The organism is Grimontia indica (assembly GCF_000333895.2).
Classification (GTDB): Bacteria; Pseudomonadota; Gammaproteobacteria; order Enterobacterales; family Vibrionaceae; genus Enterovibrio; species Enterovibrio indicus.
Genome location: NZ_ANFM02000002.1, coordinates 175567 through 188102 on the forward strand (window position 1 = coordinate 175567; position 12536 = coordinate 188102).

Consider the following 12536-nt stretch of genomic DNA (forward strand, 5'->3'; position numbering starts at 1 on the left):
CTTAATCAGCTAGTGCTCGCTGCGTGGTGTGCTGCACTGCCAACAAATCTCAAAGCTGCCGCCATTTTCCTCTCCACAGGCGTGACAAAACCAGACTTTCTCGGCCTGAGCTTCGTAGTCATTGAGGGCTTGGCGTGCTTGCTGCTCGCGCATGGCATCCACCCAAAGCGTCACTGCAATAGCATCAGAAGGGAGTTCACCGGTCGCACTGGAAAGAGACTCTCCTTTCAACACCACCTCAATGCCCATGCTTTCCAGCATGCCTTTAAGGCTGTGCGCCTCAAGTGAATTGCCCGCACTGTACACCTGAACCCAAGACATCTTTACCTCCTACGACAATATGGAGAGCGTGATCAGCCCTTGCGCGCAAAAGTAAGTGCTCATGATGAGCAGCACTGAGGTTTTGAAAGGGCCTTTGAAACGGTCAAACGCCAATACAGTGTCAGACACCATAAACAGCAATGCACCACCGAAAGCATGTGCCGCGACCTGCGTTTGAGCATTCATCCAGAATTCCCCTGCGCCCCAGGCCATTTGGGCAATCACCGCAATGTATACCCCAACAGGAATGAGCAAAGGGCCAAGGTTGGGAAGAAGAAGCAGGAAGACGATGACGCTCGCTGCGCCAATCAAAGAAGGCAGCCACCAGACCATCGGGCCTTCAAACTGCTGCCAGAAAGCAACGCTGTAGAGAATGTGCGCCACCAGAAAACTCAATAAGCCCGGAATAAACCGGTCTTTTGGCAACATGAGGAAAATATCGCCGACCAGCGAGAAGGCAAGCCCGGTAAGGATCAGGTAGGTATAGCTGTTCGCTTCACCGCCCATCATGCCAATCAACATCATCAAGGCGATCGTCAGGGGCTTGAACAGATAAAACTGCCATTGAGGCCCTTTATACGCGGCATTGATGTGTAGTAGGCCTGAAAAGCAGACGGCAACCCAACTCAACATGATTTATTCCCTTAAATTGCGAGCCAACCAAGTCTAGAGATGCAGGATTTATTGTCCACCGCACACGTCTCAGAAAGCGAACAAGGCATCAAAAGCACTTTTATACCCGCAACAAGGGTAAGTGTTTACATATAACTTTCAGTCTCGATTAAAAGAAAAAGGCACGGAAAACCGTGCCTTAGTCAATCATGCTGCCGTTACTGCCCGACAATATGCCGCCAGTTTTCAATATAAAACCAGACCGCTCCCGCCGTCACGGCGAAGATCAGGAACAGGGCAATACGCCAGATGGTGCGGCTGCTGCGGGGAAGTAACTCTTTCTCGCACTGCTTGCATGCACTCATAAATCCGCGCATGTCATCCACTTCATAGCCATCTTCATGTACGGCTTTGTTGCGGATGGTGGCAATGAAGCGAAGCTTGGAAATCACATCATGCGGCAGACGTTCCTGACAGCTGCTCACCAATTCATGCAATCCACGACCTTCTGCGTGGTAGTGTTCTTTGAGGAGCCGTTCCAGACGCCGACTCTGTCTCACGACAATGGCAATTTCATCCATGCAGGCCTCCTTCTTCTATTTAGTCCACCTCATATCATTAGCTTACGTCATAACACTAAAACTGAGAATGCACTTTAACTTTGTTTACATTAGCGCCAATGCTGAGCAGGATAAGTGGAGTGGATCACGAAATTTCCGCTCATCAGGTTTGCGAAATGGGTCTGTGAAGTAGACTCATTGCCGACCGATAATGGCCGGATAAAGGAGAACACCGTGCCGATTTCTGTGATATTGCTCGTAGGCGCCCTCGCGGTGATCGCTGGTGTTTATTTTGTACTGACCATGCAAAAGCACATGCTGGGCCAAGGGGCGGAAGAGCGCTCCATTGATATCCGCATTCTCGACAAGCAATCTGTCGCCATTCCCGACCCGCAACAGCATGAAGATCCGGAAGAGTACTGGATCTATGTCGAACCGATGGAAGGCGGACCAAAACGGGAATTTCAGGTGGGTATTCACTACTACCATGCCCTACAACCCGGTGATTGTGGCACCCTGACCTATCGCGGCGCTGAATTTATCCACTTTGCCAAGCTACAGCGCCACTAAAGCCTTCGTCTTATGGCACCAGCCATGACGTAAAACGCGACTTCGACAATCCCACACTGGCCATGTAAGACAACACGAACACGGCCAGTGTCACCAAGGGGATGGTCAGCCATGTCATTCCCGGCGTGAACGCCAACTCCCTCACAGGCCAGAGAAAGACGGGATGCACCAGATAAATCCCCAGCGAATGACAGCTAACCGCCGCGACCTTTCGCTGCATAGGCTCAGATACCCGCTCCGCCCAATGTTGGCAAAGCCCGAATACCATCGCAGCAATCAATACCGTGTTCAGGGTTTTATAGGAAAACCATCCCGCACTTGTGTATCGATAGTTTGAGACGCTTTCAGAAATGGCGGTGTACTCGGTTGCCACCAGCGCCGAGATGCCGATAAACAGCAGCCACTTCAACGGCAGTTTGCTTTGGTGCAACAGATAACCCAGCAGCAAATAGCCGCCATAAAGCACCAAGTCTTCCACCAGCCCCAGCGATATACCGGCAAGCCACGCTGCACTCAAGACTAACCAAGACCCCAACAACGCATAAAAAAGCCCCGGATCATCCCGCTGGGCAACAGGGCGTAATATCGGAACCAAGAGATAAAGCGGAATAAAGTAATAGAAAAAACCTAAGTGATAGTAAGTTTCTTCGGTTGGAAAGGAGGTTAACCGCTGTACAGTTTCCGTCCAATTTACATTTTGTAACGAAATCCCGGCCAATACCGCGTAAAAAACCGACCATGCAACAAACGGCACGAACACTTTCATAACTCGTCGACGGACAAAGTATCCCGGCGAAAATGGACGGGTGTCTGAAAGCAATAATGCACCGGTAATCATGATAAAAACCGGGACAGCCCAGCGACTTGCACCATTAATGGCTATCGCTGAAACCCAGTCGCTTTGCGGGATTTCGCCCATCAGGTAGCGATAAGGCCCCAACACATGAATGGCGATCACCGCCACCGCGGCGACCACCCGCAACAGCTCAATATAAAAGACTTTTTTCTGGGTTTGGCTGCTCAAACTTGATGTTCTCTCTGCATGTTTCATTTCCACACTAACCGTCGGTGACATTTCCATCAATCCGAATATAAAACAAACAATATTAACCACCATTTATTAATTTATTGTTAATTTTTATGCCTGCAAAAGTCATTATTGATAGCACTAAGTATTGCAAAATGACATTTCTATGACCTAGGATGCTTTCCAGTTAAATGGACCGTTGTATGACATGGAGGATCTGATGCAGTCATCAGCTTCGCAACAACAATCTGGCGGGAAGCCGAACAAGTCGTTTTTTTCCCGTTTTCTCGATACCGTCGAATTCCTCGGCAACCTTCTTCCTCACCCGGTAACCCTGTTTGCCATTCTGTGTGTGATCATTTTCTTTGCATCGGGTATCGCCGGCTATTTTGGCCTTTCCGTCGCTGACCCTCGTCCGGAAGGTGCCGCAGGCCGCGCTGCCGATGACATGATTTACGTCAACAGCCTGCTGAACGCTGAAGGCGTGCAACTTATCGTCACCAACCTGGTGAAAAACTTCACCGGCTTTGCGCCACTGGGTACCGTGCTGGTTGCCATGATGGGTGTGGCGGTTGCTGAGCACTCAGGCCTGCTGTCTGCCACCATGCGTTCTATGGTGATGGGCGCCTCTCGCCGTATGGTCACACTGACCGTGGTATTCGCAGGTATCATCTCTAACACCGCTTCTGAGCTTGGCTATGTGGTGCTGATCCCACTGGCAGCGATGATCTTCCACTCACTGGGTCGTCACCCACTGGCGGGTCTGGCTGCAGCATTTGCGGGCGTATCCGGCGGCTATTCAGCGAACCTGTTGCTGGGTACCGTTGACCCACTGCTGTCAGGCATCACTGAAACCTCGGCACAGATGATTGACCCAACTTACACGGTTGGCCCTGAAGCAAACTGGTACTTCATGTTTGCCTCCACCTTCCTCATCACCATTCTGGGTGCCTTGGTGACTGAGAAAATCGTTGAGCCGAAACTGGGCAAATACGACCAATCGATGGCAGCGGAAGATTTCGAGGCCAAAGAAGCGGGCAAAGTGACTGCGATTGAGAAGCGCGGTATGCGTAACGCAGGTATCGCTGCACTGGCAGTATCAGCCGCGCTGGCACTGACCATCGTGCCTGAGTGGGGCATCCTGCGTCACCCGGAAACCGGTGAAGTGGCAGGCTCTCCGTTCCTGAAAGGTATCGTGGCCTTCATCCTGGTGTTCTTTGCGATTCCTGGTTTTGTTTACGGTAAGACTGTCGGTACCATGAAGAACGACCGTGACGTGATTGATGCGATGGCGAAATCCATCAGCGCCATGGGTCTGTACATCGTACTGGTGTTCTTCGCGGCGCAATTCGTTGCTCTGTTCAAATGGACTAACTTCGGTCAGGTGATTGCGGTCGGTGGTGCTGACTTCCTTCAAAGCATCGGTCTGACAGGCCCAATGCTGTTCTTCGCCTTCATCATCATGTGCGGCATCATCAACCTGACTCTGGGTTCGGCGTCAGCACAATGGGCAGTTACCGCGCCAATCTTCGTCCCTATGCTGATGCTGGTTGGCTACGCGCCGGAGACTATTCAGGCGGCTTACCGTATCGGTGACTCAGTGACCAACCTTATCACCCCGATGATGAGTTACTTCGGCCTGATTCTAGCAGTCGCAGCAAGATATAAGCGTGACCTGGGTATCGGCACTTTGATTGCCACCATGCTGCCATACACACTGGTGTTCCTGGCGGGCTGGAGCGTGTTCTTCTACCTGTGGGTATTCGTGGCAGGCTTCCCAGTCGGTCCGGGCGCTGAGACCTATTTCAACTTCCAGCAGTAAGAGTGAAACTCTCTTCCCTAAACAGCCGGTCTTGACCGGCTGTTTTTCTTTTACGTTATGCGTGACGTTTCACCCGCTGATAGAATCCTTTATTAACCTGAGTGAAAACGCCATAAACTCGGGTCTGTTTGCCATTAAGTGATATGCTAATAAGAAAACAACGCCGGATTCCACATGCCAATTGAACACCCTTTTTTATTTTCCCGCGAGGATGCGCTAACCGAGACCATGGAAAAGGTGATTGCCCCGTTTTGGGCGAACCGTCAGCACGGTGAATTCGTCGGCCATGATGGCCTGCGTTTGAACTGGTGCGCCTTTACCAAGCCCGAGCACACCCGCGCGATTGTGGTGGTCAATGGGCGTATTGAAGGGGTGGCGAAATATCAGGAAATTTTTTTCGACCTCTTCAACCAAGGCTTTGATGTTTACAGCTATGACCACCGTGGTCAGGGCCACAGCCAGCGTCTGGTGACAGGTTCAGATATCGGCCATGTGGTGGAGTTCGACCATTACGTTGACGACCTCGATACCTTTATCAATGAAGTCGTCACCACCAAGACCCACAGCCAGCGCATGATCCTCGCCCATTCCATGGGTGGTGCTATTTCTGTGCTTTATGCTGCGCGTAAACCCAATGCCATTGATGCGATTGCGCTAAGCGCACCCATGCTCGGCATTAACTTGTCACGCCCTTTGCAAATGGCAGCCAAGCCGCTGTGTAAAGTGCTGTCTAAGCTCCAGCACCCAGCAGGTTTCGCGCCGGGTCAGGTGCCGTATTGGGCAAAGCCTTTCAAGCACAACCTGCTGACGCAATCTGAAGCGCGCTATCAGTGGTTCCGCGAACTGTATGAAAGTGATGAGACACTCAAAGTGGGCGGCCCGAGCGCGCAGTGGATTTGGCAAAGTATGGATGCCTGCGAGCGCGCCGTGAAAACCGCCACTGACATCGATATGCCAATCCTGCTGATGCAAGCCGCGCGTGATGAGATTGTCTGCAATGGCGTGATGTTCCAATTCCATCGTGAGCGTCAGGCAGCAGGCCTGCCGATTCAGTTCGAAATTCTGGCCGGTTCCCGCCATGAACTCCTGTTCGAGCGCGACGTGACCCGCGATAAATCACTGACATTGGCTCTGACATTTTTCGACTCGCTCAGTGAAGAAACCGAGCTAGAACAAACCGCATAAGCCTATCTAAATTTCCGGTCAGTTTTTTCCTAAAGCGGAAAAATTGGCCGGCATTTTGATCCCTTTTATTTCCCCTTTTTCTGGATACACTGGAGAGGTGTTTAAAAACATCTTCTCTCCTATTGAGGTATCCATGTACAAAATCGTTGCATCTGATCTCGACGGCACTCTACTTACTCCTGAACACACCATCGCGCCTTTTACCCGAGAAGTGCTTCAGCGCCTTCATGCAAAAGGGGAGCACTTTGTGTTCGCCACTGGCCGTCACCACATCGATGTGGCACACATCCGCAAAAGCGTTGGCATTCCAGCTTGCATGATCACCTCTAACGGTGCCCGCGTGCATGATGAAAATGACAAGCTGATCTTCAGCCGTAATGTTGACCCTGCATTGGTTGCCCAACTGGTGGAAATGGTGAAAGGCGACGAAACCATCACCATCCACATTTACCGCGAAAATGACTGGCTGCTGAACCGCGTTGACGAAGACCTGGCGAAATACCACAAAGATTCTGGCTTCAGCTTCAAAGAGTTCGATGTGGAAAATCCACCGGTTGATGACGTAGCGAAAATCTTCTTTATCCGTCACGACCACGATTACCTGATGGGTTACGAGCAAAAGTTCGTCGAAACCTTCGGTGACAAAGTCAGCGTGGCCTTCTCAACCCCATTTTGTCTGGAAGTGATGGCCGCGGGTGTTTCTAAAGGTGAAGCACTGAAAGCGGTAGCGGAAATCAAAGGTTTCAGCCTGAACGAGTGTATCGCGTTTGGTGATGGAATGAATGACGTGGAAATGCTGAGTGCTGCGAAGAAAGGTCTCATCATGGAAACGGCACACCCGCGCGTGAAAGCGACCTTGCCGGACAATGAAGTGATTGGCAGCAACGCCGAAGAAGCGGTCGCCCGTTATCTGGAAACACATCTACTGGGCTAATCACATTGCCAAGTAGATAGCCAAACGGCAGCGCTCCCCCTCGCTGCCGTTTTCTTATTTAACGCTTAAACCCACCTTCCGACATCGCGATAATTTCATCCCACTGTGCTTCGGTCACCGGCATGATGCTGAGACGGCTGCCCTTCTTCACCAGCGGTAATTCTTCCAGTGCCGGATTCGCTTTGATGCGTGCCAAAGAGACATATTTCAGGTGCTGGCGGTATTCCACATCCACCATGATCCAACGGGGATTATCCGGCGAGCTTTTGGGATCAAAATAGGCACTTTCCGGGTCGAACTGGAAATGATCCGGATAAGCTTCTTTCACCACTTCGGCGATACCCACCACACCCACATCTTTGCAAGAAGAATGGTAAATAAACACTTTATCGCCAAGCTTCATCCCATCACGCATCATGTTTCGTGCCTGATAATTTCGTACACCTTCCCAGCAAGAGACCTTTTGTTGTTTTAAGGTGTCTATAGAAAAGGTATCGGGCTCGGTTTTCATCAGCCAATACGCCATAATTTCCCCGTTTCAGCTTTTGGTTTTCCCAAAGTTGTACCCCGTTGGGCTTTGAATGAGAAGAGGAATCTCCGTTGATTATCCAAAAACGCCGCCTTTCCCACGTGCTGGGTCTGCTCTCCGCTGCCGCCTTGCTTTCTGCCTGCAGCCAAACACCATCAGGCCCGGTCGAGCTCGGTAACTCTGACGATTTAAACCCACAGCAGGAGATTGCTAAAGTGGCAGGGATTCAACCCCAGCGCTTTATGCTGCGCGGTGAAGTCACCCTCGGGCATGAAATCCGCGCCATCACACCTTGTGGCAGCAACACTCAATACTGGCTGCAACTGCCGGACTTGCTCAATCAAGAAGGTCAGGCGCTGACCATGGAGCCTTACCAAAGTGTGTATGGCGAAGTGATTGGCGAATTCGTAAAACCCGCGATGGATGGCTTTGCGGCGGATTACCCGGCAACGTTCAAGGTGACTCAACTGAACCTGATGTCGGCAGAAATCGATGGCTGCAACCAAATGAGAAACCGCACCGTGGCGTCCGGCAATGAGCCGTTCTGGTCAGTGTCTCTAGAAGGCAATACGCTCAATTACCAACAACTCGGCTATGAAGCGGAGACATTCACCCTAACTGGCCGAAATATTTCTCCAGCTGCCCGAATCTATCAGGCCAATGGCGCGACACTCACACTTCGTCCAGAGCTTTGCAATGACACCATGAGCGACAGCATTTACGGCTGGCGTTCAACCTTCGCCAAAGGCAACAAAACCCTGACGGGCTGCGCGACGCTCTCGGCCGACGACCCGACACTCGGCTGGGTCGGCGATTATCAGGGCATGACCAACCTCGGCGGCCAGTCACTCACCACCACCTTAGTGCTCAATCCCGACCATACGGCCACAACCCGCTATGAGCAGGCAGGCGAAGATGCGGTTGTGGAAACCGGTATCTGGCAACAGGTTAGCGATAGCAAGGTTCAGGTGATGATGACTCGCCATCAGGGACAATATCTGGTCAGTGAGCGCCTTTTCACCCGCAGCGGCTTTACCCTGAAAGCCGAAAAGGAAATCATCAATGGCCGCGAATACAGCCTGGGAACGGAGGGACTCGCGCTCTCTTTGATGGTCGGCAACCAGCAGCCTGTCATTTCCGGTGGTGTGGAAGGTTCAGCCACCTTTAACGAGAAAGTTGATGCGGCTTTTAAGGCGTATCTTGGCGAGGAAGGTGTGAAGCACGCAGCAGGCACCCGCTATCGCTGGCTGACACAGGATCTCAACGGTGACCTGCAGGATGAGCTGATGATATTCACCAACTGGTGTGGCACAGGCGGCTGCACCCTTTTGGTGTTTAACAATGACAGCAATGTCTGGCGCTTCAACAGCCGCATCACGCTGGTTCACCTGCCGTTTCAGATGAGCCAATCCACCAGCAACGGCTGGCACGATCTCATCATGCCGGTTGGCGGAGGCGGGGCAAAAGCCTCTTCCCGCGTGCTGGAATTTAATGGCAAACGCTATCCGAGCAACCCTTCAGTGGCACCGGAAGTACTGTTGCCAGACAGCGCCGACCCTTACCTTTTCGCTGACGGTATTTATCCGCAGCAAGAAGGTGTTGAGCTGAAATAAATGGAAAAGGTATCCCGAATGGCAGAAAAGCCAACGCCCTGCCCATCTTGCGGTTTTCACTACAACTGCCTGTGTGAAGCCGCGCCAAAGCTCGATAGCCAAGTGCGTATCGAGCTATTAATGCACGAAACAGAAACCGGGCGCACCACCAATACCGGTCAGCTGCTGGAAAATGCGCTGCCGCATTGCAGACGCCACGTCTGGCAACGCAAAACGCCGCCACTGGAATTACTCACGCTGCTTGCCGACCCGGCTGCCCAGCCGTACCTGGTATTTCCCGGTGAAGGGGCTGTTGCGCTCGAAAAAGCAGTCAGCCGACCGACGTCCAAACCGGAAGCCAAGCCGATTCACTTCATCATTGTCGATGCGACTTGGCAGCAGGCACGCAAGATGCTGCGCCAAAGCCCATGGCTTGAAGATGTGCCTATGGTGACACTGCCTGAAGGGCTCAGCACCCGCTATGCCCTGCGCCGCAATCAGCCGGAAGGTTCCCTTTGTACCTGCGAAGTCGGCATGGTGTTGATGGACGCCATGGTAGAAACCGAGAACGCGGTGGCATTGGGCCAATACTTCGATAAATTTATGCAAGTATTTGAAGCGGATAGACAACATCAATCGTTACAAAAGCTGTGATGGAGAAACTTGCACAGAATCTGGTCAGACCTTAATGTTAAGAAGGTAATCAATAAGAAAGGATTTGCAGATGAGCGTGGTTTCGATGACAACTGGTATCCCTGCTGAACAGCAGATCAGCGAACTGGAATCGCAATTTGCCAAACTGGTCGCCAAGACGACCCAAGATCCCGACCCTGCCTACGCCGAACGCATTCGGGATTTGAAGCATCTGCAAAAGGCATTGAAAAAACATGCCGACACCATCGTCGATGCCCTGTCTCAGGATTATGGGCATCGCAGCCGCACCGATTCACTGATGGCAGACATCCTTCCCTGCTTCCAAATGCTGCATTACACCAAACGCAAGTTGAAACGCTGGATGAAACCATCACGCCGCTCCGCGGGATTGCTTCTGACACCTGCCAACGTTGAAGTGCACTATCAGCCGCTTGGCGTGGTCGGCATTATCGTGCCGTGGAACTTCCCCATCACTCTAAGCCTCATTCCACTGATGACAGCAATTGCCGCGGGAAACCGAGTGATGCTCAAAATGAGTGAGTTCACGCCTCTGACCGCACAGGCCGTTAAAGCCATGCTAACCGAAGTGTTCGATGACGATAAAGTCTGCGTCGTGGAAGGCGATGTCTCAGTGGCAGAAGCCTTCACCCGGCTTCCGTTTGATCATCTGATGTTCACCGGCTCGACCGAAGTCGGCAAGAAAGTGATGAAAGCGGCATCTGAAAACCTGACGCCGGTAACGTTAGAGCTTGGCGGCAAATCACCGGTGATTGTCGGACCGGACATCGACCCCATGCTCGCAGCAGAACGCATGCTGTTTGGTAAGAACCTCAATGCCGGGCAAATCTGCGTGGCGCCGGATCATGTGTTTGTGCACGAAGACAATCTGGAAGAGTTCGTCGAATCGCTGCGCGTCAAATGGAACGAAGCTTACCCACAAGGCATTCAGAGTGATGACCGCACCGCCATTGTCACTGAGCGCCAGTTCTCGCGCCTGACAAGTTTGATGGAAGACACCGACAAGCGCGGTGTTACCACCATCCCACTGGCTGACCCGGCTATCTTGCCTGAAACGCGAAAAATGGCACTTCATCTGGTGATAAATCCGCCAAAAGACAGCGCCATCATGCAGCAGGAAATTTTCGGTCCCTTGCTACCTATCATCACCTATCAAGATGTGCATGATGTGCTTAATGCACTTCGCCATCAGCCCCGCCCGCTAGCACTGTACCTGATGACACTCGATCAGAATTTCATCCAATACACCATTAGGCATACGCATTCTGGCTCTATCGCTGTGAATGACACCATCATGCAGGTCGCGGTGGATGACACGCCTTTCGGCGGCATTGGTGCATCCGGTATGGGGCATTATCACGGCATTGAAGGCTTCCGCACTTTCAGTCACGCCAAAACCGTGTTCCAGCGTGGCAAGCTTAACCCCGGAAAACTGATGGCACCGCCGTATGGCAAATGGTGGCAGAAAGTGATGTTTAAGCTGTTTTTGCGTTAGATAGATACAACGAAGGCGCCATTGGCGCCTTCCGTTATTTTACTCCGTGTCCGACTGCCGCGGTCCATATCTGGTACCACTGCTCCCTGCTTAAAGAGACTTTACTGGCTTCGACCAAAGGGCGAATGTTATCTATTTTTCCGGAGCCTGTAATGATTCTTGGCTGGCTAGGTATCGCCAGAACCCAAGCATAGATAAGCTCAGCCAATGAGGAGACACCAACCTCTTCCATCAACTCACTCAAGCTTTCAGATAATCGCTGAGTGACCTCATCCTGTGGGTCAAACAATCTACCACCTCCCAAACAAGACCAGATCATTGGACGGATGCGGTTTTGGTAGCATTGTTCGAAAAGACCATTGTCCAGAGCTTCTGTCTGAAAGGGAGAAAACTCAAACTGATTGGTGCATAACGTCACATCCAGCGCATCCTGCAATAGCGAGAATTGGGACACGCTAAAGTTGGACACACCGAAACGGCGGACTTTACCCTGCTGCTTTAGTGTATTTAATGCGTCATTCACTTCCTCTACATCCATCAGGTAGTCTGGACGGTGCAACAGCAAGGTGTCGACATAATCCGTTTTAAGGGCTTTTAACGAATGATCGACCGACGACAGGATAGTTTCTTTGGAAGAGTCATAATGGCTGACGTTGCGCGCATCAAGAGCACCGTTGCCTACACCTCGAATGCCGCACTTGGTAATGATGTTAATCTGGCTTCGTAATGTCGGTGAGAGCGCCAATGCTTCACCAAAGCTTTCTTCACTGCGATAAACATAAGCATGATCAAAATCGGTCACACCAATATCAATGAGCTCGCAGATAAAACGGTTCAAGGCTTGGTCGGAAAGCCCCCAAGCACTCGTGCGCCAAAAGCCAGCAATTATCGATTTATCACCATTATCTGCCTGCATCATTGTGACCCTCTTCGCCTTTAAAAGTGCCGAGGATAAAGGCTTTCAGCAAAGTAAGAGTAATGAAGTAGCAACAGGTGCGAGAGACAACCCAAACTTTTCGGTTCCATCTACTTTTCAGACAACGTGAAGTGATTCGAAGAGACACTGCTAACAGAGGATTGAAAAACACATTTCGTTAGTGACTGGCTGTCATTCAATGAGCTTGCTTCCACTTTCCCGCCAATTTTATTCGGCCTCTCATCGCCTTTTCCATCAACCATCCACCAAACTTTTTTATTCCAACAGCGCCATAACCAAG

General features: G+C 51.5%; 13 protein-coding genes. 7 read left to right on the plus strand and 6 right to left on the minus strand.

What is annotated here, in order from left to right; translation table 11 throughout:
• Positions 1 to 9: 9 nt before the first annotated feature.
• The 3 genes from D515_RS01490 to D515_RS01500 form a co-directional block, all read right to left on the minus strand.
• The gene (locus tag D515_RS01490; protein ID WP_039849446.1) at positions 10 to 321 is read right to left on the minus strand and encodes a putative signal transducing protein; all 312 of its coding nucleotides are present in this window, start codon (positions 319 to 321) and stop codon (positions 10 to 12) included.
• 9 nt (positions 322 to 330) lie between these two features.
• Positions 331 to 954: a lysoplasmalogenase gene (locus tag D515_RS01495; protein ID WP_039849447.1), complete on the minus strand. Its 624-nt coding sequence runs from the start codon at positions 952 to 954 to the stop codon at positions 331 to 333.
• A gap of 197 nt (positions 955 to 1151) precedes the next feature.
• A complete protein-coding gene (locus D515_RS01500) occupies positions 1152 to 1514 on the minus strand; it encodes a hypothetical protein (protein WP_002535430.1) in 363 nt (120 codons plus the stop codon).
• Between the two features lie 213 nt (positions 1515 to 1727).
• On the opposite strand from D515_RS01500, the gene D515_RS01505 reads away from it, so the two are divergent.
• Positions 1728 to 2063 (plus strand): DUF2500 domain-containing protein, encoded by a 336-nt coding sequence (locus D515_RS01505; protein WP_002535433.1) that lies wholly within the window; start codon positions 1728 to 1730, stop codon positions 2061 to 2063.
• A 10-nt stretch (positions 2064 to 2073) separates the two neighbouring features.
• Here the strand turns inward: D515_RS01505 and D515_RS01510 are convergent, their stop codons facing one another.
• Positions 2074 to 3114, minus strand: coding sequence for an acyltransferase family protein (locus D515_RS01510; RefSeq protein WP_051997464.1), 1041 nt, complete (start codon positions 3112 to 3114; stop codon positions 2074 to 2076).
• Positions 3115 to 3310: 196 nt separating this feature from the next.
• Between D515_RS01510 and D515_RS01515 the strand changes: the two genes are divergently transcribed.
• From D515_RS01515 to D515_RS01525, 3 genes are all read left to right on the plus strand, one after another.
• Positions 3311 to 4912 carry an AbgT family transporter gene (locus D515_RS01515; RefSeq protein ID WP_002535436.1) on the plus strand — a complete coding sequence of 534 codons (1602 nt, stop codon included), beginning with the start codon at positions 3311 to 3313 and terminating at the stop codon, positions 4910 to 4912.
• Positions 4913 to 5086: 174 nt separating this feature from the next.
• Positions 5087 to 6097, plus strand: coding sequence for an alpha/beta fold hydrolase (locus D515_RS01520; RefSeq protein WP_002535438.1), 1011 nt, complete (start codon positions 5087 to 5089; stop codon positions 6095 to 6097).
• A 133-nt stretch (positions 6098 to 6230) separates the two neighbouring features.
• The gene (locus D515_RS01525; RefSeq protein ID WP_039849449.1) at positions 6231 to 7031 is read left to right on the plus strand and encodes a Cof-type HAD-IIB family hydrolase; all 801 of its coding nucleotides are present in this window, start codon (positions 6231 to 6233) and stop codon (positions 7029 to 7031) included.
• 58 nt (positions 7032 to 7089) lie between these two features.
• Here D515_RS01525 and D515_RS01530 read toward each other — a convergent pair whose 3' ends face one another.
• Positions 7090 to 7557 carry an EVE domain-containing protein gene (locus D515_RS01530; protein WP_002535441.1) on the minus strand — a complete coding sequence of 156 codons (468 nt, stop codon included), beginning with the start codon at positions 7555 to 7557 and terminating at the stop codon, positions 7090 to 7092.
• Positions 7558 to 7631: 74 nt separating this feature from the next.
• On the opposite strand from D515_RS01530, the gene D515_RS01535 reads away from it, so the two are divergent.
• From D515_RS01535 to D515_RS01545, 3 genes are all read left to right on the plus strand, one after another.
• The gene (locus tag D515_RS01535; RefSeq protein ID WP_002535443.1) at positions 7632 to 9173 is read left to right on the plus strand and encodes a COG3650 family protein; all 1542 of its coding nucleotides are present in this window, start codon (positions 7632 to 7634) and stop codon (positions 9171 to 9173) included.
• On the plus strand, positions 9174 to 9806 hold the full coding sequence (locus tag D515_RS01540; protein ID WP_152442334.1) for a tRNA-uridine aminocarboxypropyltransferase: 633 nt from the start codon (positions 9174 to 9176) through the stop codon (positions 9804 to 9806). It begins immediately after the preceding gene.
• Positions 9807 to 9876: 70 nt separating this feature from the next.
• Positions 9877 to 11319, plus strand: a complete 1443-nt coding sequence (locus tag D515_RS01545) for a coniferyl aldehyde dehydrogenase (RefSeq protein ID WP_002535446.1) — start codon at positions 9877 to 9879, stop codon at positions 11317 to 11319.
• Positions 11320 to 11353: 34 nt separating this feature from the next.
• Here D515_RS01545 and D515_RS01550 read toward each other — a convergent pair whose 3' ends face one another.
• Positions 11354 to 12238 carry an aldo/keto reductase gene (locus tag D515_RS01550; RefSeq protein WP_002535448.1) on the minus strand — a complete coding sequence of 295 codons (885 nt, stop codon included), beginning with the start codon at positions 12236 to 12238 and terminating at the stop codon, positions 11354 to 11356.
• Positions 12239 to 12536 lie beyond the last annotated feature (298 nt).

What these genes read in the sequence shown, in the direction of transcription:
- D515_RS01490 (WP_039849446.1), bottom strand. Translation starts at nt 321, where the DNA reads ATGTCTTGGGTTCAGGTGTACAGTGCGGGCAATTCACTTGAGGCGCAC.
- D515_RS01495 (WP_039849447.1), bottom strand. Translation starts at nt 954, where the DNA reads ATGTTGAGTTGGGTTGCCGTCTGCTTTTCAGGCCTACTACACATCAAT.
- D515_RS01500 (WP_002535430.1), bottom strand. Translation starts at nt 1,514, where the DNA reads ATGGATGAAATTGCCATTGTCGTGAGACAGAGTCGGCGTCTGGAACGG.
- D515_RS01510 (WP_051997464.1), bottom strand. Translation starts at nt 3,114, where the DNA reads ATGAAACATGCAGAGAGAACATCAAGTTTGAGCAGCCAAACCCAGAAA.
- D515_RS01515 (WP_002535436.1), top strand. Translation starts at nt 3,311, where the DNA reads ATGCAGTCATCAGCTTCGCAACAACAATCTGGCGGGAAGCCGAACAAG.
- D515_RS01520 (WP_002535438.1), top strand. Translation starts at nt 5,087, where the DNA reads ATGCCAATTGAACACCCTTTTTTATTTTCCCGCGAGGATGCGCTAACC.
- D515_RS01525 (WP_039849449.1), top strand. Translation starts at nt 6,231, where the DNA reads ATGTACAAAATCGTTGCATCTGATCTCGACGGCACTCTACTTACTCCT.
- D515_RS01530 (WP_002535441.1), bottom strand. Translation starts at nt 7,557, where the DNA reads ATGGCGTATTGGCTGATGAAAACCGAGCCCGATACCTTTTCTATAGAC.
- D515_RS01540 (WP_152442334.1), top strand. Translation starts at nt 9,174, where the DNA reads ATGGAAAAGGTATCCCGAATGGCAGAAAAGCCAACGCCCTGCCCATCT.
- D515_RS01545 (WP_002535446.1), top strand. Translation starts at nt 9,877, where the DNA reads ATGAGCGTGGTTTCGATGACAACTGGTATCCCTGCTGAACAGCAGATC.
- D515_RS01550 (WP_002535448.1), bottom strand. Translation starts at nt 12,238, where the DNA reads ATGATGCAGGCAGATAATGGTGATAAATCGATAATTGCTGGCTTTTGG.